The following is a 22325-nucleotide window of genomic DNA, read 5'->3' on the forward strand; positions in this document are numbered from 1 at the left end:
CTCCCTCTTTCTTGTTAAATTAATTTAGGTAAAATGATTATGCCTTTTATGCTACTAATCAATTGGTAGACATAGCTGTGTTCTTCTTTTTTCGGATGACATTCTGTGCTGCTTCAGCAATCTTTTCCGCAGTTAATCCATACTTTGTCAGAAGTTCTTCAGGCGGACCTGATTCTCCAAAAGTATCTTGTGTACCAATTCGCATCAATGGAACGGGCGAGTGTTCTGAGAGGACTTCTGATACCACCCCTCCTAAACCACCTATTACAGAATGTTCTTCAGCAGTTACAACACAACCTGTTTTCTTCACTGATTCAACGACTGCTTCCTCATCAATCGGCTTTATTGTATGCATATTGATAACTTCAGCTTCAATTCCTTTTTCCTTCAATATATCTCTAGCCTCTATTGCTCGTTCTACCATAATTCCACAAGCAATAAGAGTTACATCCTTACCGTTGTTCATTTTTCGCGCTTTTCCTATCTCAAATTGGCCAACCCCATTAGTAAGCTCTGGCACTGGTGTTCTACCTAACCTTAAGTAAACTGGTCCTTCATAAGCTGCTGCAGCTCTAGTTGCTTCATAAGCTTCCGATGCATCCGCAGGTACCAGTACAGTCATATTTGGCATGGCACGCATTGATGCTATGTCCTCTAAAGCCTGATGTGTTGCTCCATCTTCACCTGTTGTTAGACCAGCATGACTTACTGCAATTTTCACATTGGATCGGTTATAGCAAACTGCTAATCTGATTTGCTCATTCGCTCGTTGTGCTGCAAAAACTGCATATGTTGTTGCAAAAGGAATATATCTCGATAAAGCTAATCCTGCAGCTGTACCAATCATGTCTTGCTCTGCAATTCCTATTTGAAAATATCGCTCAGGATATTTTTCTGCAAAATAATGCACCTTAACAGACTCAGCTAAATCTGCACATAAAGCAACTACCTTTTCATTCTCCTCCCCCAGCTCTACCATTGCTTGCCCAAAACCATCACGACCAGCTCTTTTCCCTGCCATAGATTTTCCTCCTTTTAAATTAAACGCTTACATTAAGCGCTTACATTATTATTTTAAAACTAGATCGTCTGCAAAACCGCATATCCCAATTTCATTTAATGCCAAAAGGGCTTCTTCTTCCGAAGGGGCTTTCCCATGCCATACCGCCTCATGTTCCATATAGGAGATTCCATTTCCTAAAACAGTTTTTGAAATGATAACTGTTGGAGAACCTTCATTTTTTTCAAATTGGTCAAATGCATGCTTGATCTCCTGAAGATTATGACCATCAATTGATATTACATTCCAACCAAAAGCCTTGAATTTTTCATCAATCGGTTCGATATTCATCACATCATTTACTTTTCCATCAATTTGAATATTATTCCAGTTAATAATTAATGCTAAGTTATCTAGCTTGTGATGGGCAGATGTCATCATAGCTTCCCAAATTTGACCTTCTTGAAGTTCGCCATCTCCTACTAGACAATAAACGTTCACATCACTATTACTTAACTTTTGCGCCATCGCTACTCCATTAGCGATAGAGAGTCCTTGGCCGAGCGGTCCTGAGGCTGTCTCCACTCCCGGTAAGTCTTCTCTAGATGGGTGACCTTGCAGCCTTGAATTAATTTTTCTAAATGTTGCTAGCTCCTCTACATCAAAATAACCTGATCTAGCAAGAGAAGAGTAAAGAGCAAGGCAAATATGACCATTACTCAAGATAAATCTGTCACGACCCTCCCAATCTGGTTGTTCAGGAGTGTGACGAAGACGGCTAAAGTATAACTCCGCAAATATCTCTGCAGTACCAAGCGCTCCTCCAGGATGTCCAGTGTTTGCTGAACACAATTGAATAATGTCTCTTTTAATTCTTTTAGTGACTTTCTCTAAATACTCTACTGACTGCATGTTTATTGCCTCCTTCATTTTTATTATTTATTTATCTTCTAAAGCCATAAAACCTAAAAGTCGCGATCTTATGTCTTTAAAATGTAAATCAAGAAATTCTTCTGCTTTTTCTAAATCTTGTGTTACGATCGCTTCATATAATCTCTTGTGTAATGCAGCTGCTTCTACCAGATTGCTTGAACGGTGAAATTCACTCATATCATCAAACAAATCCCAAAACGCAGCCAGAAGTTGATCTAACAAGATATTGTCAGTTCTGGAATATAAAATTCTATGAAATAAGTGATCTTCTTCCTTGAACACTTTTTCTTCGATTGCCTTCGCTTCCATTCGGTTTACTAAGTCACGCATCACTTGTAAATCCTCCAATTTGAGCGATTGTATGACAACTGGTAAAAATCCTTTTTCTAATACCAACCTTACTTCTAATAATTCTAATAAGGTATTTGGTCTTGCTTTAAGTAAAATATTCCATCCATCAGTTATCGAACTACTTACATTCGGTAGTTGTACCTCGCGCCCTTTACCTTGAGCAGAAACAATAATACCACTTGCTTTGAATTCAATCAGTAGTTCCCTAAGTGTTGGCCTGCTTATGCCTAAAATTTCCGTTAATTCATTCTCAGATGGAAAGCTTCTGCCTGTCGAAAGGCAATCAATAATAATATCTAACATTTTGTCTTTTATCTTTTTTTTCTTATCTCGGAGCTCAGTCAATTTTCTACCTCTCTTTGAAAGCCTTTTAGTTATTGAGATGATAATACAACATGTTTGACAAGTTTGTCAATGGGATCATTTTTAAAAAGTCATTCCCCTAAGAAAAACGAAAGTGTTCACACTATAATAATGTCACTTTAAATATGGGTCTTCCAATTAATTATTTAATTTTTATGACTAGTCTTATTTATTTCTTAGGATTTTAACTTGTCAAACAGGTGTCGATATTCCAGAGAGGGTTCTGTCAGTCCCCGCTTAGAAAACTAACTGGCAAACCATCCCTATTTTCCCCTTTCTGTCCCATAATTTAAATAAACACTTCCTTTGAAAGCGTTTTCTGATTGGTGTAGAATAAGATTGATCAAATTAGAAATGAGGTGAAAATATGGCTGTAAAACATACCCCGACAGGAATTATTCATAGTGGATCAAAAGGTAGTACTACTGGATGTGGTTATAATACTAATGACCATGCAAGTCATTGGGCAAACACTAATAGTAGAATTACTTGTGAGAAAAATGGCTGTAAAAATTAACTGAAACATAAGCTCTGGTAATGCAGATTCCTCTCACGCATAGAAAACGTAGCCGGGGAGAATTTCCCGGATGATTTGTAGAGAGATAGATATTAAATTAAGCAATTATGCTGCATGCTCATTTGTAAATAAATTGTAAATATTTTATAAAAACCTGCCTCCTTTCTTTATAATCGTTTGATTATAGAATTGAGGAGGTTTTTTTGTCTAAGGATGAATCAAGCAAAAGTATAGCGACATTATTTCTTCAAAAGGTAATCAAAGTTACTTAGTTACCTGCAGTTACCCAAAATAGGGTATACTGCCATATAGAGAATAATATGAGGGGAATACCTAAAATCGGTAACCTATGGTAACTTAGTAACTTTAAAAAGACAGATATATATAATAATTAATCAAAATACATAACGAAAAATAAAACAATATAAAAATAATCACTAAAACTATCTGTAAATAAACAAAAAGAACAGATCAACTTAATCAGGTCAATTTTTTAGGATATTTATAAAAATAACCGCACTATACTTGAATGGCATTTTGAATATAATTTTAAAAATAAAGAATTATAAGAAATCCAATCACAATGATCTCTCTAACTATTCCTGTGTCTCATCCAATAGGAAAATCATCATTCCCCTAGTTCAAATCCACTACATATAAATCCCTCCCCACGTGAGAAAAGTTTCAATTTGCCTCCCATTTATTGAAAATACTACCAGTGCTTATTGTTTACTTGTATAATTTATCCATGGTTAAATCTAGTAAATAGTTGGATAAGGAGAGGCGGAATGGGTTCTCACCAAACTTTAGAAACAAGAACATTAGTAGAGGCAATGGAAAACCGGGCAAAAGAGTACGAGCGTTTAAAAGGGCAATTTGAAGTTTTAAAGAATGCCTTTCAGAGAATTGTAGATCTTGAAGATTTCACTGGAAAAGGTGCAGAAGCAATAAAGGATTTCTATAAAGCACATGTTGGTTTAATTAACAGCTGGTTAGAATTTATCGATATGCAGCTCCTGTTTCTAAATGATGTCAAGGCTCAGACGGAAGATCATCGTTTAGGCGGGGAAACAGTCGTTCACATACCATTTTTAGAAGGAGAGCTGGAGAATGGCTCTGACCTTGCAAGAGACCTGGTAGAAGCACAACAGGACAGTTTGCGGACGATTTTTTCTCAAATTGATGATATTCTATCCTTAGAGGTATATTCATCCAGTTCTTTCAAAGAGGCGATGAGCGATGCGGATGAGAAGCGAGACGATACGGTCCAGAATGTGAAGGATTTAGATACCCTTCTATTAAATGAGTATCAATCAACAGAATCTCACGAAGACATTGTGAGAGCCTTGATGTATCAATTACAAAGTGCGACCAACTTTAATGGAAGTGTATCCCCGATGCGTTTTGATGCAGAAGTCTTTGAACAGAAAGAAATCCATCAGTCCATTGGAGAAGCAAAAGAACTGCGGGAACAGTATGAAGCTTATAAAGATTCTCTTTATAAAGAACGGGAATTAGCCAGGTTAGAGGAAAAATATAATTTTGACCAGTATCGAGAGAGTTATATGCACGGCACCTGGGTGCTTGTGAATGAAGACGGATATGCTGATCAAGAATCTCTCCAAGCAACAGAAGCATACAAGGAAGCAGTAAAGAATGGTATTATTGTCAAAGACGAACCAGAACCCGAGATAGATCCCATGGTGGAGCAAACGAAAGCAGCTATGGAGGGATATCATTACTGGACAGGGGAAGAAATATCAGGTTTTTACCAGTCCTCGATTATATTTGGTGGTATAGTATCGATTGCTGGCGGGGGATTTAGTGGTCGTGGCAGGAATAGTACGATAAAAACAAATAAAATGGATTTGAAGAAGGCCAGGTCTGTTACTAAACCAAAGGATCAGGTGAAGAAGATTAAGGCTAAGTTGGAAGATGGACCTTTGGAGATTGAAGTTAGAGGTAAACCCATTGATGATGGAGTAACATATAGACGAGTTCAAGGTGGAGAAGGTACTAAATCTAGCCAACAACGGATACAAGTAAATGAAAATGGCACAATTACTATTCCCAAGAAAGATACAGACTTAAATATAAGTATAGATAACGGTGAGCATTCCAGTTACTTTCGAAATGAGGCAAGGAACGGTAATGCTGATATCGTGGAATTTGACGTTCCAAATTGGTTTGACGAATTCTTAAAAGAAAATACCATACCTCAAAGCGGATATAAATCAAATCCATTAAACCAGGGTGGAACCGCTCCAAAACTCGTAGATCCAACAAAACCCGGCAACTCATTTGAAGTTCCAACACCTTGGATTGAGTGGATAGAGGAGTATGCTAAAAATGGACGAATACTAAAATAGAGAGGAGATGCGTAATATGTTATTAGAACCAAAAGCGTTAGAGAATATTATTGTAGGGTTAGTAGTAAATAATAGATTCAAATGGTATGTTTCCCCAAAAGATATATGGTTTCTGGATATGAAAAAACAAGAGGAAGCCTATATTAAGAAGTTTAAAGAAATTGGACTTAAAAATATTTTTAACAGCATAATAAATGATGAAAGGAAAGATATAGAAATTTTAGATGAGTATTCATTTAAAGAGTTTGTTTCAAGAATAAATAAATATTCTGTTTCGGCCGACGAATTAAGAGAGTTACTTATATTAAATTTGCATACTGAGTCAAAAGAGGATACATTCTATAATTTTTTACCTTCATTATATATAAACTTAGATATGAGAAAACTCTACTCAATGTATCCCGAACCCGCTTCCTATGAAGATTTTGTTCCCGAAAATTGGATGGGAATTTACCAGGATTTCTTATCTAAGATAGATAGGGAAGAAAAATACTGGTATGATGAAAATGGTACTGATTTATTAAATTTCGAAAGTAATGGAGGAAAGAGATGAGTGATAATAAAATAAGTATACTATCTGATAAGTTTGAGAATGAAAAAACTGGTGAACAAGTCGAAGGTGTAACGATTATGATAGATGGTAAATTGAAAAGTATGTTAGATATAATTATAGAAAAAGAGGGCAGCAGATACACTGATTATACTGAGCTAGTTAAAGATATAATGTTTGCTGGTATCAATCAATATGTTGAAAAGCATAAGAGATAGAAATCAACCCTCAACCTGATTATGTAACGAACTTGCCACTAATCAAATTCAGGTCGACCTTTTATTAATTCTATATAATATTTGATAAAAATTATAATAAGATAGAAAACTACAAAAATACCTCGTGAGGATGAATCTCAGCGAGGTATTTTTTGTGATAATCAACTAATTACCAATACTTTTCAGGGCTTCTTTTTTTATAAGCTACTAGCTCCACCAAAGAGACGATGAACGATGCGGATGAGAAGCGAGACGATACTGTCCAAAAAGTCAGAGATTTAGATACCATTCTATTAAATGAGTAGCAGTCAACAGAATCTCACAAAGACAAAGACATTGTGAGAGCCTTGATGTATCAATTACAGAATGCGACCAATTTTAATGGAAGTGTATCACCATGGAGAAATTTTCTGCTTATCATTTGGTGCCCTTTTGAACACACTCCAATAGTTTAACTTCTTTTAACATGGATGGCGATAAATAAATTATCCCATCCTCTTTAACTAGCTATTATACGGCACATTCCATTTAACATTTAACTTAGCAATCATCGCTGCCTCTAATGCTTTGACAACCCCTACATCTTCAGCTGAGTCACCAACAATTAAGATGGAAATCACAACATTATCTCTATTTCCATGCATTTTTCTACCTGAACCATGAGTGCTCCCACTATCACTGTCACGAACATAACCTCTTAATCTTTTTCGAAAACCGCCATTGTTGTATTCAATTGCACGTCCTACATACACTACTTGCCCATTCATTTCTGCTTTATATAAACCGATATGCTTATTGAATGGAGTTAAGTCTTCGATTGATAGAGAACTTAATCTTCCCAATCTCATCCATCTATTGTTCCATTCTGAGATTGTCTTTCCTCCAATCAACATTTCGCCGTTATTTTGGAATAATATATTAGTTGTATCTGAATTACCTGTATACAGTTTATCTCTTGCGCGTTCAATTTTCATTTTTTCTTCTTTTACTATTTTCGCATATTCAGGATTATTCATATTAGAAGATTTAGCTGCTCTTCTCCCTGCTTCTTAGATATAAATTCATAGGGTAGTTAGTTTAATATGAAATAATAAGTGGGAACATTTGTTGGATTGTGTAGAGGCCAGAACTCCGCAGAAAATATAGTTTCGAGGACCTTAATGCAAAAATAATGGTAATCATTATAAGTAGAAGCGCTATCGTAAATTACAATTGATTGGAGATGCTTTCATGAATTTAGAACGAATTTGAACAATGTGGAGGAGAAAGGTTCCCTGAATATTATAAAGGGATACATAGGAAGGATTATCGACTATTGGATTTCCTGTAATTATGCTAGAAGAAAAAATGACCTGCTGTACTTTGTACGGTTTTTTATATATTTTTGTAAGATATTTGAGCTTATTGCGTCTTATATGTAAGGAGGGGAGATGGTGACACAGCTTGAGGAGATTTATAATAGATATTTTAAAGATGTATTTTTATATGTGTATAGTTTATCTGGTGATAAGCATATCGCTGAAGATATCACGTCGGAAACTTTTATGAAAGCATTAAAATCGCTAGACAATTTCAGAGGGGATAGTGATATCCGTGTTTGGTTATGCCAAATTGCCAAAAACAGTTATTATTCTTATTTGCGTAAGAGAAAAATCTTTGTAGATTTAGAGTCACTTCCAGAATCAGCTAGTGAAGACAATGTAGAACAAGAAATAACCAATTCAGAAGCATCGATGAATGTACATGAAATTATCCAAAATTTAAAAGAGCCATATAAACAAGTATTTACGCTCCGTGTATTTGGAGAACTGTCATTTAAGCAAATTGGCAAATTGTTTGCAAAAAGTGGTAACTGGGCTTGTGTTACTTATCATCGTGCTAGAGAAAAAATTAAATCGCGATTGGAGGATTATCGATGAAAATTAGCTGTAATATAATTAGGGATATGCTGCCTTTATATGCCGAGAATATGGCAAGTCAAGATACTAGAGAAATCGTTGAAGAACATATTGCTTCTTGTGAAAACTGCAAAAAACAACTTGAAGAAATGAGGACACCTGAAGAACTGCCAATAGATAACGATATAACTCTCTTAAAAAACATACAAAATACATTGCGAAGGGAAAAGCTACAAACGATTATTCTTTCAGTCATGGTAACATTGGTTTTGGCAGTGATTACAATGGCTTATCTGACAGCGCCAGCATACATTTCTTATAATGAAAATGCGATTTCAATCATTGAAAGGGATGACGGAACTGTACTTTTGAATTTTAGTGAGGAGGTCTCCGGATTCGATGTAAACCAATCTCCAGCAGCAGACAATTCAGGTTATGTCTATGATATAACTACATGGGAAACGATTTGGGACCAGAAAATAAGCAAAAACAACCTAGAGAATACTGTCTTAAACCCAAATGGAGAAACGGTCGACTCCATCTATTATTACAATACCGATGGAAGTGAAAATATTTTAATGTATGGAGATCCCATAACGGATGGTTCTGTCGTTACATTACCTCGGCTAGTTTTAAACTACTATGTGATGTTTGCTATAGGATTTTTACTTATTTGCGGAATTGGATTGGCCATATTCCGTAAAAATGAAAAAATAAGAAATGGACTAGAAAAAATTATTCTATTACCCATCTCCTACCTGTTTGCTCACTTACTTATAATGGGTTTACGCTCTACATCTTACCTTGCTGGTCGAGACTTTTATGCAATATTATTAGTCGCAATTTCTTTATATTGTGCGTTGATAGCTGGAAGGAACATATTAAAAAAATTATCAAACAAGAAGCCGAAAAGCACTTTATAATAGTTGTTGCTTTCGCTGGTGTATACTAGACTCACCAATCAGTAATTCTTTTCTTAATTTCAGTTCTATTTTACTTGATACGAAAAGATTTCCTGATGATGGATTCAATTTCTAAAACATGATCAAAAAGTATCCTTTAAATTGGTTGAACATGCAAATACTGCTGATCAGAGGGAAGTTGCAGGCGCGATTGTGGAATAAGTGTCCTTTTCTTAACTTTAAGTTGATACATGAAATAAAATTGAACCACACATCTTAGAGATATCTAATATGTGTGGTCCTTTTAATTTCAACTGTTTAAGTTACCTAACCTAAATATAACATTGGATCCTTGTAAATCAATTATTTCCCAATAATGAAAGAATGAGCTGAGCATCGATTAGGATGACAGCTCTTTCTGCTTATTTTTTAACCAAAGTTTTATATATTCTGCCAACTACTGCGAGATTCATGAATATCTGCTATTGCATGACCATTACTAAATTTGATTATCATTAATCATTATTCATGTCATGGTTATGTTGTAACTTTTCCTGCTATAAATTAGGTTATAAGTGGTAGATACATACTAAAGTTGGAGAATGGGGGGGATTTTTGATGGAACAAGTTCTGGCGTCACATCTGAAAAAGAGAGTTTTGGAGAAAAAACATAAAGAAGCAATGAAAGCTAAAGATACAGTGAAACGAGAGTATTACCGCAGTGAGCTGGTGAAATTTTATGTGCAACATGGCTCAAGAAATTTCACTGCATCCCGATCATTTTTAACATCTGTTTTTAAATAGGAATACTTCAGAGCCATTAGAAAATAGTACCTATCGAACGCTATCTGTAAATAAACAAAAAGAACAGATCACCATCTGTCCTATCACTTAACCAGTTCCATTTTTTAATATTTCTAAATAAAAATATTCGTTAATATGGGGATTCTCTATCAACCTGTTCCCTCCACATAACAAATCCCAAAACGGCGCCACCAATGGAAAGAATACATCCAATCCAATTCAGCATCAAGATCGAAAAAATAAGAGAAATAGCCGCTAAAGCAATATGCCGCTTCCAGATCGTAATGATGCCAATCACAACAGTAATACCACCCATAATAAGAGGAATGATGAACGAACCACTTATCATGAGTAAAAATCCATTCATCGCACGCAGAAAGCCTTCTGATTGTTCATATGAATCTTCTAATTCATTAATCAATTGAATGAAATGGATGATAGTAATGACACCACCACTTGTAATGAATATACTAGGGATCCAGGTGATTTTTTGCTTCATATAAAATGCTCCAATCCGAGTGAACTGTTACTAGCTATAGGAGGATACCCTACGGAAAGAGTAACTCTCTTCTATTCATTTAATCTGAATAATCTATCGCAGGGATTTCCTAACAAAACGATTGTAGCAGTTCTTTATGAAGCAGTCGATAAATGAGGAAACAGTAACTTATTCGACTGCTCCATTCACCATGAAGGCTGCTTGATTGAAAACTTTGATATAGTGCCTGTCACCACCCGAAATATGTCTAATTTTACAAAAATCGGATAATTACAGGCATTACCGTTCATAATACCTTTACTTGCGTGAGAACCCCTCTTGTTCTAAATAACTGGCAGCTCCCCCATATGTAGGAAATGTTCCGTCCAATATGTCGTCTGCATATATGTTCCACAGGTCAAAATCCTGCACAAGTCTTAATTCTTGATTCTCATCATTGATCCAAATCTCTTCAAGCGTAGATTCAGACAGGGATTCAATGGACTCCTTAATAATGGTACGAAGCTGTTGTTCTGTGAACTCCCGTATATTAACCATGCCTTTATGGTCAGTCACGAAATTATTATTTTCGTTCAATTCCGCGTAAACAAACCCATTCCCATTCGGATGGAGATGATACACCACGGTCGTTTTATCCTGGATACTTTCTTCATAATGGAAATTAACGCGACCAAGTGACACATCCTTTCGCTGTAATTCTGGAAAGGATTCAATTATCTCTAGCTTTTCTTCAAATGTAAGCATGTGTTCCTCCGATAATAAGTATTTATGAAAATCATTACTAGTATAACACTGTCTAAAAAATGGTGCCTGTTCCCCCGAATTTTAAGAATTACTTTGTAGAACCGCGACCAGCTGTACTTCTTAGATAAAATGCCACAACAATAAGGGCAATCAATGCAATTATATTAACCATTGTGGTCATAGATTCATTATCTACGAAAAAATCAATCACAAAAGATCCTGCAATTATCAATAATACCAAAAAAAATAAAATTCTATTCATAAAGTATCCCCCGTTTTTTCTTTGTAACATTTTTATTAGGCTTCTCATGATGTACTACACACACTTCATTCCGAAATATTTAAAATCTGATAAGCAATAAGTTGAGAATTGATACGATTGAAATACCAAATGTTATGCTTTCATTTTACACTCTTATAATAATCGTTGCTAGGCAAAAAAGCCTTACAGATATATTTTTCACTACGAAAATAATACTTCTCATCTATTCATTTATCTGTAATCCATCATAGTCGAAGTGAAAAATCCATTCCCTATTAATGTTTTGCAAGCTAAGGCTGTGACTAAATTTACTATCCATGATATAATTCTAATAAGAAATGCATATACTAAAAAACCCGTAGCAGCCACTACGGGTTATGGATAAGCGGTCCCCTAAAGAGGGATCGGCTATCAGGGTGATAGACCTCTCCTAGTTACTTGTTGGGCAAATAGGGAGGTCTATTTTCGTTTGATCAGAGAAATGATCAACGCGAGCAATGCAATCAAGAAGGTGCCAAAACTAAACAGCACCATGAAACTCTCATACATACTCATAGGCATCACCCCCTTTCGCTAAGGGGATTAGCCGACCTCGCCCAAAAGAACGCTATCCATTCTTCTATTATATCACAACAAACCGGAACGAACGTTCTATAAATGATGATTATTTTAGAACTTTATTACTTTAAATTAACTCCTTTTCCCCACTAACTATTTAAGGGATTTACTTTTTTATCCCATTCATTAGAAATCTAATCCCTTCCCAGTAAAAAAACAAACATTGGATTCGGATAGACAAATGGTCCTGAACACAGAAAAGCAGCTTAGAGTCCATCTCCAAGCTGCTTCCTTAAAAATATCCATCATCACATATTCGATTCACTCAAAGCCGAAGTTGTCACACTACTTTTCCTTCCACTCGTTTTCCTAGTGATAGAAAAGACTGCACACAACAATGAAACACTGACAAGTGCAGCACCAAACCAAGCTGTATTGGCAACAGTACCAGTTTGATTCAACACAAGTCCGCCAAATGCGGAACCTAGCGAAATACCGATTTGCAATGCGGAATTATTAAAGCTTTGTTGAATATCTGACGTCTCCGGGTCTGTTTCAATCAGATAACTTTGCTGTGGCGGAGCGAGACTCCAGCTCAGCGCTGCCCAAATCATCATCACTGGCAGGAATACAACAAGTGAAAATGTCGTAAATGGTAAGATGAATAACACAACGGCAAATGCACTAATGACTGTTATGATGCTTTTATGTGTTCCAATGGAATCGGAGAGTGTCCCTCCAAATGCACCACCACTTACAGCTGCAATCCCAAATAATAGATAACAAACGCTGATCCAATTCGGGTTCAGCTGAAGTTCTGATTCCAGAAATGGCGTGAAGTACCCATAAAGCGTATAATGTCCGGCGAGCATGAACATTGTTGCAAGGTGTGCACTTCCTAATTTAAAGCTGCTCACAGCCTTTAATTGCTGGGAAAGTGGTATTGTTTTTTCACCAGGAATTCTCTCAATAAAGATCGAAATTAAAACAAAAGAACCTACCGATAAAATAGCAATCCCGAGAAAAATAACACGCCAGCCAAAGTTTTCTGAAATAAGAATTCCCAGTGGCACACCCATAACAAGGGACGAACTTATCCCCATATAAATGAGCCCAAGCGCTTTTGCCCGATGTGCTGGTGCCACAATTTTTGCCGCTATCGTCAGGGACAATACCACGATCAGTGCCGTACTCATGGCAGTAACGACCCTCGCGATCATCATAAAGGTGAAATTGGGACTGAAATATGTCAGGACGTTCCCAATAAAGAAAACAAATAAGGAAATTAAATATAATTTTTTCCGCTCCATCTTACTTGTCATAACGAGTAACACAGGGCCGGCAACCGCATAGATAAGTGCAAAAATCGTGATTAATTGTCCGGCAGAGCTGATGGAGATGTCGAGATCATTCGCAATACTTGGAAGGATACCGCCTATAATTAATTCAACCAACCCCACGGCAATGGTTGATAATGCTAATATAAAAACTTTTACATTCATTTGCTAGATTACACCCTTTCTGAAAAATATATAAAAAACCCTGATTACAAAAAATGAAGAGATCATTTTTCTGTAATCAGGATTTTAAGGTTCCTGGTAGAGACCCTCAGCCATATTCTGAGGTTATACAGGTAATATTAATTTATAAGCACTTTGAACATTCTACTACCTATTCTCTGTTTTATCAAGTGCTGAATATTTCATAGTATGTAGCACAAGGACAGCTCTGCTGCTTCACTCTTAGAAAATGCAACAGGAGAACTGCCCGTGTTTCCATCACCTAGTTATCCTTATTAAGCACACTATTTATCGATTGATTAAGCCCATCTATATCAACAGCATCCACTTTTTCAGTGTTCAACTCATATTTCTCTTTTAATTGAATGATTCTTCTCACACTGCTGTTAATCCTTTCTTCGGAAATTTCTCCATTTTGAACGGATGCTTTCAATTGTTCCATGACTTCCACTACCACATCATAATCATGGGCGATTAATATGATCTCATTGCCAGCTTTTACGGATTGGACCGCTGCTTTTCCAATGGAGAAGTTGTCAGCAATTGCCTTCATTTTCATATCATCTGTCATAATCACACCATTAAATTGGAGTTGTTTTCTTAATATATCTGTAATCACTTTTTGTGACATGGATGATGGGAATTCGCTGTCAATTTCCGGTAATAAAATGTGGGCAATCATAACAACATCTGCGCCCTCCTTGATTGCACGTTCAAAGGGAACTAACTCGAGTTGCTTCAATTCCGCCAGGCTTTTATTTACTTCTGGCAGTTGCAAATGGGAATCAACAGACGTGTCACCATGACCAGGAAAATGTTTAATCACTGGGATGACATTTTGTGACTGGATACCCTTCATCGTTTGAATGCCTAGTTCGCTTACAATTTGCGGGTTATTTCCAAAGGATCTGTCGCCGATAATCGGATTATTCGGGTTACTGTTCACATCAAGGACAGGGGCGAAATCTAAATTGAATCCGAACGCCTTTAATTCTTTCGCTAAAAGAGTGCCGATATCATAGGAGAACGCGGCATTATTTATCTCGCCAATCTTTTGATTTGTTGGAAAAGGAATGAGATTTCCCGGCAGTCTCGAAATCCTGCCACCTTCCTGATCCACACTTAAGAACAGTGGTAATCGATTTTGCTCATTTTCGGCCTTGATTTGGTTTAACAATGTTATCGTCTGTTCTGGTGTTTCTAAATTATTGGAGTAAAAAATAAAGCCGCCGATTTTATAATCTTTAATCAGGCTGCGGCTGTTTGCATTCATTGTCGTGCCGGAAACAGCCCCAATAATCATTTGACCGATTTTCTCCTCTAAGCTCATGTTAGCGATCATTTCTGTGATATCATCCGTTTCTGGCAATTCCGTATAAACAGCTATATGATCCACGTTTGGATTTGCGTTCGTTTCCGTTGGTTTAGGTAATATCCACTTTAACAAAAACGGGGAGTCAGTATGGTAAACCATAATGATTTGGTCATGTTGTGCATCCTGAAAATATCGCAGCTCAGATGGTTCACCTAATGTCCCCTTAATTTCCTGATACGTTATTTCTTGGATTGCTGGATCAGATGAACGGATATCAAATACAAGTTTGTCTTTATAGCCAATGGTTGCTTTTTTAGTGGGGAATTCTGCATAATTGGCACCATTTATTTCAGAAGATTGATTCGGTTCTCCCAATGACTCCAACACTTCCTGATAATTTGATTTACCAGCAACAAGTGGAATGTCAGGGATTTTCCCTATTTGAGCGGACTGATTGATTTTTTCAATAGTATCTTCTATCTTGACTACCTCTTCATTTTCTTCCATGTCCGCTGGTGCTATCGTATGCACGCTTTCCTCGGCTTTATCTGCTGATTGTTTGCTGTTCAAGAATTGATTGCCAAGAAAGATTACAGCAACAACCAGTGGAATTACGGCAAATAACAGATACCAGTTCATTTTCCTTTTCTTCTTCATTCGTTCTGCCCTGCGCATAGCCTCATCCTTCTTCCATCGTTTATCTTATATTTCTTATTATAGCAAACAATCCTCGGAACAATGCGGAAATAACGGGACGATTCGGCCGTTTCACTTTTTAAAAATACAAAATAATCTCCCTGAAATGGTATAATTAGTAATACCAAACCAATAGGAAAAAGAATGATAGAAAAAATGATTAGGAGAGTCCTATATGACAAACAACACTGCTTTACCATGGAGAGAAGTTTTAAAAGACGACAAGATACATACGATTACCGGTGATGTCTGGGTGATCGAGGCATTTCCGATTCCCGAGCTTCAGACAGAACGCAGAATATGGATATATTTGCCGAAAAGCTATCATGAAGGCGATCGCAGATATCCAGTCCTCTATATGCATGATGGGCAAAATGTATTCAATCAGGCAACATCTTGGGGAAGTGAGTGGGGTGTTGATGAGACACTGGAGCAAATGGCGTTTGATGAACCTGAGCTCGAGGCAATTGTCGTCGCAATTGATAATGGTGGAGACCAGCGCAACAATTAATATAATTTTACCATTAACGAGGAATATGGCTTCGGAGGAAAAGGGGAAGCTTATGCTGAATTCCTCGCAGAGACACTGAAGCCGTATATTGACAGTCACTACCGTACCCTTTCCGAAGCGACGAATACACTGATTGGCGGAAGCTCGTTCGGTGCGTATATATCCCTCTACACTGCCCTTCGCTATCCCGAGCAGTTCGGCGGAGTGGGTGGTATTTCATTCGTCATGTGGCAGGATAATGGAGCAATCATCCAATTCATTCAGCAATCCGATCTTTCTCCCGCACTGCGTATCTACCTGAGCATAGGTGGAGAGGAAACCGATAATCCGGATTTTAACAAGGTTGCCTATGAGCATGTGGAGCAGGTCCGCCAGACATTAATCGCAGCAGGAGTAGCGGAAAATCAAGTTCGATTCGACTATTTACCTGATGGGACGCATCACGAATCTACATGGGGACCACTGTTTGCTGAGGCGCATCGTTGGCTGATCCGCTCATCCAATACCATGCAGTGACGGTTTTTCTCCTTTTCACTCTTAGAAAATGCAACAGGAAAACTATCCAAGAACACAGAAAATAGTATATCGGAACTGAAAAAAATAAAGATGATGTAATTCAAAGATGGGGTATTCTCAAATGAGAGGAAACCCTCCTCTCCATTTTTTCCTTCGTTTAAAGATTACCTCAAAAGTAATACCAAGGTTGAGGAGAATTGTTGGCAGGCCAAAGATTAAGAACAAATGTCTAGCTAACGGCCTAAATTAAAGCCATTTACAAAACAAAAACCATCGTGGTGCTTAGCTGTTAAAACTAAATATTGGAACCCATAATTACCGATTCTATGAAAGATAAAAATCTACATCAACTGTCTCCTGAATCTCCCCCCACACCTTTAATGTTCGATGCAAAGAGACCATTTCCTCTTCACTAGCACATTAGTTTTTTCACTAATGTACTAGTATTCGCTACTCAGCTATATTTTTATCCATAAAAACCGTAACAATCACCCCATCCATATTATTTCCCGAAATTTCATACCGTTCACCAGCCGGTATCTCAATAGTGGTATCACTGTTAACAGGGTAATAATAAATCTCATAATTTTCACCGTTTCTGGATGCAGAGAATGCCTGCTCTTCTTTTAGATAATCCAGGTATTCTTCTAAAGCAAAGTTATTTTCTTTCATGATCGCACTGTGAGGCAGTCCAACATAGCGGATATGCCATGGCTCATATTCAATTCCTGTTACGTCCGTTTTATCTGCTGGATATCTTAGAATAAATCCATATTTCCATGCATGGTCTTCGATCCATCGCCCTTCAGGTGCTTTACTCATCTGCATTTGCGTTGATCCTACATCAAGTGCTGTTCCCAGATGGTGTTCACTGTGGCCTGCTTCTAACGCATAACTGGATCCCATTTCCTGAAACAGCGCTGCTTGTTGGTCAAATCCCCGAAAGCCGCTCGAAATCAGAAAATGGTTTACCCCGTCTTTATTAGCTGCTGCTACCATCTCACTGAATTTTTTTGCAATACTTGCAGATAGTTCTATATCACCGTTAAGCAAAACATATCCCTGTGTTAACTCTTCTTGTCCAAATAAGCTGACAATATCTTCTTTTGTACTATCCTTCTGAACAGGATAATCCTGATTGACCAGAAGCAGATTGCCTTTGTGAACATGTTCGGTTAATACTTCAATCTGCTTCGTTTCTCCTGAAACACGGTTATCCTCGATATCTTTTATCTCTATCTTTTCTTCTTGAAAATAAGGGGCAATTTGGACGATTGCATAACCTAAGGCAAGTAAGAGTAATAATAAAAATCCCCACTTCTTCATTTTTTAACTTCCTCCTTGGACTTTTTGTTAGTATCAAGGATAGGGAAAGCTTCTTAAAAAAAGAGTGGGGTAATGTTTAAGTTTTTCTTAAATTTCACGATCATTCTCGTTTTCTTGCGGCAGACGAACCTCGAATACTGTTCTGACGATATTGCTTTCAGCTGTAATGGTACCGCTATGCCGTTCGAGAATATTTTTGGCAATAAACAAACCAAGCCCTGTACTGCCGATCTGCTGTGTTCGTGATTTGTCGCCAGTATAGAACATATCAAATAGATATGGCAGTTCGTCTTCTGGGATCGGGTCACCGTAATTCGTCAGTTGAACGATAACTTCTCCATCGTCAGTAAAGCCGTTGATATCAATATACTTACCATCATATCCATATCGATTCGCATTTGTCAGCAAGTTTTCAAATACACGTGCTAATAACTCGCCATCCGCCATTATCGGCAAGCTGTCAGGTAAATTCATGCGAACCTCCAGCTCGTTTTTCTCAAAGAGAGGGTACAGCTCCTCCTTCAACTGATGAAGCAGATCAGCTAAGTCAATTGGCTGGTGATGGATTGGCAACATTCCATAGTTCATGCGGGTAATCTCGAATAATTCATCAATCAGCCGCTCTAACCGGTGCGATTTGGTTGAGGCAATCATTAAGAAGTGCTTAACCTGTTCTTCTGTCAGCTCTTCTTCCTTAAGGATAATGTCAATATAGCCTATTACAGATGTGAGTGGTGTGCGTAAATCATGCGCCAAGTTGACGACTAACTGATCCTTGCTGTTTTCAGAGAAGTCGCCTCTTTCCGTCGCTTCTTGCAATTTTTCTGAGGCTAAATTGATGTCTTGTGCGATCTTCCTAAATTCATCATTGGACTCAATCTCCACCCTGTAAGAAAAATCACCACGTGCAAGATAGTGGATGCCAGTGGATATTTCCTCAAAATAGGCTGAATATCTTCTTGTTAGTTGATAAAAAAATAGAATCGAAATCGGGATAAAGAAGACCAGAAAGAAATAAATATCACCAATATTGCGGATCTGACTGCGTAATTGAGCCAAAGAATCGCCATAATCCGCAAAGGTGTAGTAATACCATTGCAGCATTTTAAAAATGACGTAGGTGGTAATACCGGCAAACAGCATACTCTGGCCAAATAAGAACAGCATTCTTGTACGAAAAGTCTTTAATCGTCTACTCATGGAATGTGTACCCAACTCCCCATACCGTTTTGATAAATTTGTTCTTCCGCTTGTCTTCTTGAAGTTTTTTCCGCAATGTCCGAATATGGACCATTACCGTATTGGCCCCTTCAAAGTATGCATCTCCCCAAACACGCTCGAAAATATTTTCAACATTAAATACCTTCTTTGGATGACTTGCCAGTAAATATAAAATATCAAACTCTTTTGGTGTTAGGTCGATTGCTTCACCATATAAAGTAACGGTCCGCTCTTCAGGCAAAATCACTAAGCCGCCAGACTCCAATTTTGTTTTGGCCTCATTTTTTGCCGTATTGAGTTGCATAAACCGTCTTAGTTGGGCATTGACACGTGCAACTAATTCAATGGTTGTAAATGGCTTTGTCATATAATCATCCGCACCGAGCACCAATCCTTGCACTTTATCAAAGTCAGAAGTTTTCGCACTCAAAAAAATGATTGGCATGTTATGGTGCTCTCTTATCGCTCGTGTTACCTCATATCCATCCATTTTCGGCATCATAATATCTAAAATCACCAGATCAATCGAATATGTCTCGATAAATTCTAGTGCTTTTTCTCCATCATAAGCTTTCATAACCTGGTAACCTTCTTTTTCTAAATGAAAGGCAATCAGGTCAGAAATTTCTGCTTCATCTTCCGCTATTAAAATGGAAATACGTTTCACAAACTTCACTCCTACATTGGGAACAGAATTTAGCATCCAGACTTTTACAAACGTGTTCTTCTGTCCTTCATTATAGCATCTCATACTTTTCAGGCAATACTAATTACCACAGCAACTCTCCTCCAATGTTTCTCAAAAAAATATCTGGGAATACTTACAACATAGGAGGCGAAGGAAAATGTCCATTGAACTTATTATCATTTTACTGGCTATTGGCTACATAATTTTTACCATCGATAAAAAGAAAGATGATTTCCCTGTCCCTACTATATTAGTACTGGTTGGAGTTGGGCTTGCTTTTATTCCTTTCTTTGATTCTGCAAGATTAACGGAACATACGATTTATCACGTTTTCCTGCCAGCTCTATTATTTGTATCTGCTTATCAGTTTCCTATAAAAGATTTTCGTAAAAATGCCAGTATCATTCTTTCCCTGGCAACGATCGGAATTGTACTGAATGTGGTGATACTCGGCTATCTTATTTCACTGATTTCGCCGCTTGGTTTAATCGAAGGAGCGCTTCTGGCTGCTATTCTGACACCTACTGATCCAGTTTCCGTTGTTTCTGTTATTAAAAAAGCTACCGGAAATGAACAGATTGCCAGTATCGTTGATGGGGAATCGATGTTGAATGATGGGACAAGTATTGTGCTTTTTACCACATTACTATCTGTCGCCACTCGCGAAAAGGGTTTCTCTTTTCCTTCTTTTCTTGGAGAATTTCTGCTTGTCTCTATCGGCGGAGTGCTGATCGGGCTTATTTTGGGTTATTTAGTAAGCAGAATTGTTCACTACTCTCATGATCGGAACTATCAGATTATGCTTAGTATTATTCTCGCTTACGGCGCATTCTCGATTGCCGAAGCTGTTGGCGTATCTGGTGTTCTAGCAACTGTTGCAAGCGGGATGATGATTTCATTTGAATACGGCCGGGCTGAAAAAGAAGATCACTTCCGCCGCTCATTAGACGGTTTCTGGGAGATTGCGGAAGGCAGTTTGCTGGCAATTTTATTCTTAGTTATCGGAATCGAACTTACCGATCACCTGCAAATAAGCTATTGGCTGTATGCTGCTGGAATTTTTGCCTTGATGGTTCTCGTTCGATTTATTACAACACTTGCCGTATCAAAAGTATTCGAGCCGCTATCCTGGCGTTATAACACGATACTGACATGGGCAGGATTAAAAGGAACAATGTCCGTGTTTTTAATCCTGACGTTATATGCCAAAAGCGCGAGCAGCATTCACAGTGACTGGATTGTCGGAGTCAGCTTCACCGTTGTGTTATTATCTTTAACTATTCAGAGTTTAACGATGGCGCCTTTGTCACGGGGATTGTTGAAGAAATGATAGACGCTTAAGCTGTTGCTAAATTAGTCATTATCAAACCAAGCTTTCGGCTTAGATTTGCGGGTTTTCGTGCTAATTCCTTGTTTAGGACGAAATCTCCCGCTTCCGTTCTTGGGTTTTCGTTCTAATCCTAAGTTTTGGGTGAAAATCTATCTATATACAAAAAAAGAACAGTCCACCTGTCCATTTACTTCATTATTTTATTTATATCTTTAATATTTTCAAAATCTAAAACTTGATCTATTATAAAAACAGACCTCCCTGAAAAGTGACTCAGAGAGGTCTATCCTTTTTCCTAAACAGCAAGCTTTTTTCCCACACTTACTGTCCTAATAAATTCGGTAAAAATAATGTAATGCTTGGAACATATGCCACAATCAGCAATGCCACGATCATAACAAGATAGAATGGCAGCATCCCTTTTGTCGCGTCTTCAATGGATAATTTCCCGATGGCAGATCCAACGAAAAGTACGGATCCAACAGGTGGAGTGACTAAACCAACCCCAAGAGATAACATGAGCACAACACCAAAGTGTATAGGATCCATTCCGATGTTTGTAGCTACTGGTAATAGGATAGGTGTCAGAATTAATATAAGTGGCGCCATATCCATAATCATTCCAAGTGCTAGAATAATCAGTATAATCATTAACAAAGTGATGGCAGCATTTGGAGAGAAGTCAATCAATCCATTTGATACGATTGAGGGAACTTCCAACAATGCTAGTAACCAGCCAAAACCGGAGGAAGCTCCGATCAGGAATAACACCATTGCCAATGTCTTAAATGTCTTCTGAAGAATAACACCCATTCTTGACATCTTAATATCCCGATAAACAAAGAAAGTAATAACAAACGCATACACTGCCGCAATAGCAGCAGATTCAGTAGCAGTAAATATACCTGATAAAATACCGCCAATAATAATTACAACAGTCAATAAACCTAAGATACCTTCGCGAATGATTTTAGGCACTTCTTCCCGCTGAATCACTTCTCCACGTGCATAATTTTTCTTTACGGAGATAACATAGGCTAAGATCATAATTGCGATTCCCAGTAATATCCCGGGAACAAGCCCGCCAATAAATAATCCCCCAATGGAAACTCCGCCGGCAACCGTTGAATAGATGATCATATTGTGACTTGGCGGGATTAACACCCCTTGTACTGAACTGGAAATAGTAACAGCAACGGCATAATCTTTATCATACTTTTGCTTTTTCATCATT

General features: G+C 37.6%; 22 protein-coding genes, 1 pseudogene and 1 riboswitch. Of the genes and pseudogenes, 9 read left to right on the plus strand and 14 right to left on the minus strand.

The genetic code is table 11. From position 1 onward, the window contains the following. Positions 1-58 precede the first annotated feature (58 nt). The 3 genes from F9U64_RS20660 to F9U64_RS20670 are packed head-to-tail and all read right to left on the minus strand — an operon-like array spanning position 59 to position 2629. Positions 59-1021: a transketolase family protein gene (locus F9U64_RS20660; protein WP_153406793.1), complete on the minus strand. Its 963-nt coding sequence runs from the start codon at positions 1019-1021 to the stop codon at positions 59-61. Positions 1022-1069: 48 nt separating this feature from the next. Beyond that, complete coding sequence (locus tag F9U64_RS20665) at positions 1070-1930, minus strand: transketolase (RefSeq protein WP_153406794.1); 861 nt, start codon at positions 1928-1930, stop codon at positions 1070-1072. A gap of 9 nt (positions 1931-1939) precedes the next feature. Continuing rightward, positions 1940-2629, minus strand: a complete 690-nt coding sequence (locus tag F9U64_RS20670) for a FadR/GntR family transcriptional regulator (RefSeq protein ID WP_153406795.1) — start codon at positions 2627-2629, stop codon at positions 1940-1942. A 385-nt stretch (positions 2630-3014) separates the two neighbouring features. On the opposite strand from F9U64_RS20670, the gene F9U64_RS22700 reads away from it, so the two are divergent. The 4 genes from F9U64_RS22700 (at position 3015) to F9U64_RS20685 (ending at position 6301) form a co-directional block, all read left to right on the plus strand. Then, on the plus strand, positions 3015-3164 hold the full coding sequence (locus F9U64_RS22700; protein WP_194287458.1) for a hypothetical protein: 150 nt from the start codon (positions 3015-3017) through the stop codon (positions 3162-3164). Positions 3165-3952: 788 nt separating this feature from the next. Continuing rightward, complete coding sequence (locus tag F9U64_RS20675; RefSeq protein WP_153406796.1) at positions 3953-5533, plus strand: LXG domain-containing protein; 1581 nt, start codon at positions 3953-3955, stop codon at positions 5531-5533. Between the two features lie 16 nt (positions 5534-5549). Then, complete coding sequence (locus tag F9U64_RS20680) at positions 5550-6086, plus strand: hypothetical protein (RefSeq protein ID WP_153406797.1); 537 nt, start codon at positions 5550-5552, stop codon at positions 6084-6086. Further along, entirely contained in the window at positions 6083-6301 is a 219-nt protein-coding gene (locus tag F9U64_RS20685; protein ID WP_153406798.1) for a hypothetical protein, read from the plus strand. Before F9U64_RS20680 ends, F9U64_RS20685 begins: the two co-directional genes overlap by 4 nt. 503 nt (positions 6302-6804) lie before the next feature. Here F9U64_RS20685 and F9U64_RS20690 read toward each other — a convergent pair. Further along, the gene (locus tag F9U64_RS20690; protein WP_153406799.1) at positions 6805-7317 is read right to left on the minus strand and encodes a hypothetical protein; all 513 of its coding nucleotides are present in this window, start codon (positions 7315-7317) and stop codon (positions 6805-6807) included. A gap of 414 nt (positions 7318-7731) precedes the next feature. Between F9U64_RS20690 and F9U64_RS20695 the strand changes: the two genes are divergently transcribed. The 3 genes from F9U64_RS20695 (at position 7732) to F9U64_RS20705 (ending at position 9905) form a co-directional block, all read left to right on the plus strand. Further along, positions 7732-8220: an RNA polymerase sigma factor gene (locus F9U64_RS20695; RefSeq protein ID WP_228275822.1), complete on the plus strand. Its 489-nt coding sequence runs from the start codon at positions 7732-7734 to the stop codon at positions 8218-8220. Continuing rightward, on the plus strand, positions 8217-9122 hold the full coding sequence (locus F9U64_RS20700) for a zf-HC2 domain-containing protein (protein WP_153406801.1): 906 nt from the start codon (positions 8217-8219) through the stop codon (positions 9120-9122). Before F9U64_RS20695 ends, F9U64_RS20700 begins: the two co-directional genes overlap by 4 nt. A 597-nt stretch (positions 9123-9719) precedes the next feature. Beyond that, a complete protein-coding gene (locus F9U64_RS20705; protein WP_153406802.1) occupies positions 9720-9905 on the plus strand; it encodes a hypothetical protein in 186 nt (61 codons plus the stop codon). A 130-nt stretch (positions 9906-10035) separates the two neighbouring features. On the opposite strand, the gene F9U64_RS20710 is transcribed toward F9U64_RS20705, so the two are convergent. From F9U64_RS20710 to nagZ, 6 genes are all read right to left on the minus strand, one after another. Beyond that, a complete protein-coding gene (locus F9U64_RS20710) occupies positions 10036-10404 on the minus strand; it encodes a hypothetical protein (RefSeq protein WP_153406803.1) in 369 nt (122 codons plus the stop codon). 297 nt (positions 10405-10701) lie between these two features. Then, positions 10702-11148 carry a hypothetical protein gene (locus tag F9U64_RS20715; protein WP_153406804.1) on the minus strand — a complete coding sequence of 149 codons (447 nt, stop codon included), beginning with the start codon at positions 11146-11148 and terminating at the stop codon, positions 10702-10704. 88 nt (positions 11149-11236) lie between these two features. After that, on the minus strand, positions 11237-11410 hold the full coding sequence (locus F9U64_RS22705) for a hypothetical protein (protein WP_194287459.1): 174 nt from the start codon (positions 11408-11410) through the stop codon (positions 11237-11239). Between the two features lie 459 nt (positions 11411-11869). Beyond that, positions 11870-11965, minus strand: coding sequence for a putative holin-like toxin (locus F9U64_RS20720; RefSeq protein ID WP_153406805.1), 96 nt, complete (start codon positions 11963-11965; stop codon positions 11870-11872). A gap of 311 nt (positions 11966-12276) precedes the next feature. After that, positions 12277-13470, minus strand: a complete 1194-nt coding sequence (locus F9U64_RS20725; protein ID WP_153406806.1) for an MFS transporter — start codon at positions 13468-13470, stop codon at positions 12277-12279. A 53-nt stretch (positions 13471-13523) separates the two neighbouring features. Then, a riboswitch (purine riboswitch) is annotated at positions 13524-13621 on the minus strand. A 129-nt stretch (positions 13622-13750) separates the two neighbouring features. Next, positions 13751-15460, minus strand: a complete 1710-nt coding sequence (gene nagZ / locus F9U64_RS20730) for a beta-N-acetylhexosaminidase (protein ID WP_153406817.1) — start codon at positions 15458-15460, stop codon at positions 13751-13753. A gap of 214 nt (positions 15461-15674) precedes the next feature. On the opposite strand from nagZ, the pseudogene F9U64_RS20735 reads away from it, so the two are divergent. After that, positions 15675-16526 (plus strand): annotated as a pseudogene (locus F9U64_RS20735) (alpha/beta hydrolase). 450 nt (positions 16527-16976) lie between these two features. Here F9U64_RS20735 and F9U64_RS20740 read toward each other — a convergent pair. From F9U64_RS20740 to F9U64_RS20750, 3 genes are all read right to left on the minus strand, one after another. Beyond that, the gene (locus tag F9U64_RS20740; RefSeq protein WP_153406807.1) at positions 16977-17852 is read right to left on the minus strand and encodes a M15 family metallopeptidase; all 876 of its coding nucleotides are present in this window, start codon (positions 17850-17852) and stop codon (positions 16977-16979) included. Positions 17853-17939: 87 nt separating this feature from the next. Continuing rightward, a complete protein-coding gene (locus F9U64_RS20745; protein WP_153406808.1) occupies positions 17940-19052 on the minus strand; it encodes a sensor histidine kinase in 1113 nt (370 codons plus the stop codon). After that, a complete protein-coding gene (locus F9U64_RS20750; RefSeq protein ID WP_153406809.1) occupies positions 19045-19740 on the minus strand; it encodes a response regulator transcription factor in 696 nt (231 codons plus the stop codon). The genes F9U64_RS20745 and F9U64_RS20750 overlap by 8 nt, the downstream gene beginning before the upstream one ends. 178 nt (positions 19741-19918) lie before the next feature. Between F9U64_RS20750 and F9U64_RS20755 the strand changes: the two genes are divergently transcribed. Beyond that, the gene (locus F9U64_RS20755; protein ID WP_153406810.1) at positions 19919-21091 is read left to right on the plus strand and encodes a cation:proton antiporter; all 1173 of its coding nucleotides are present in this window, start codon (positions 19919-19921) and stop codon (positions 21089-21091) included. A 321-nt stretch (positions 21092-21412) separates the two neighbouring features. Here the strand turns inward: F9U64_RS20755 and F9U64_RS20760 are convergent. After that, positions 21413-22325 (minus strand): TRAP transporter large permease (locus F9U64_RS20760; RefSeq protein WP_228275823.1); only part of this gene is annotated, 913 nt, incomplete at its 5' end.

The sequence above is a fragment of the Gracilibacillus oryzae genome (assembly GCF_009498735.1).
GTDB lineage: Bacteria > Bacillota > Bacilli > Bacillales > Amphibacillaceae > Gracilibacillus > Gracilibacillus oryzae.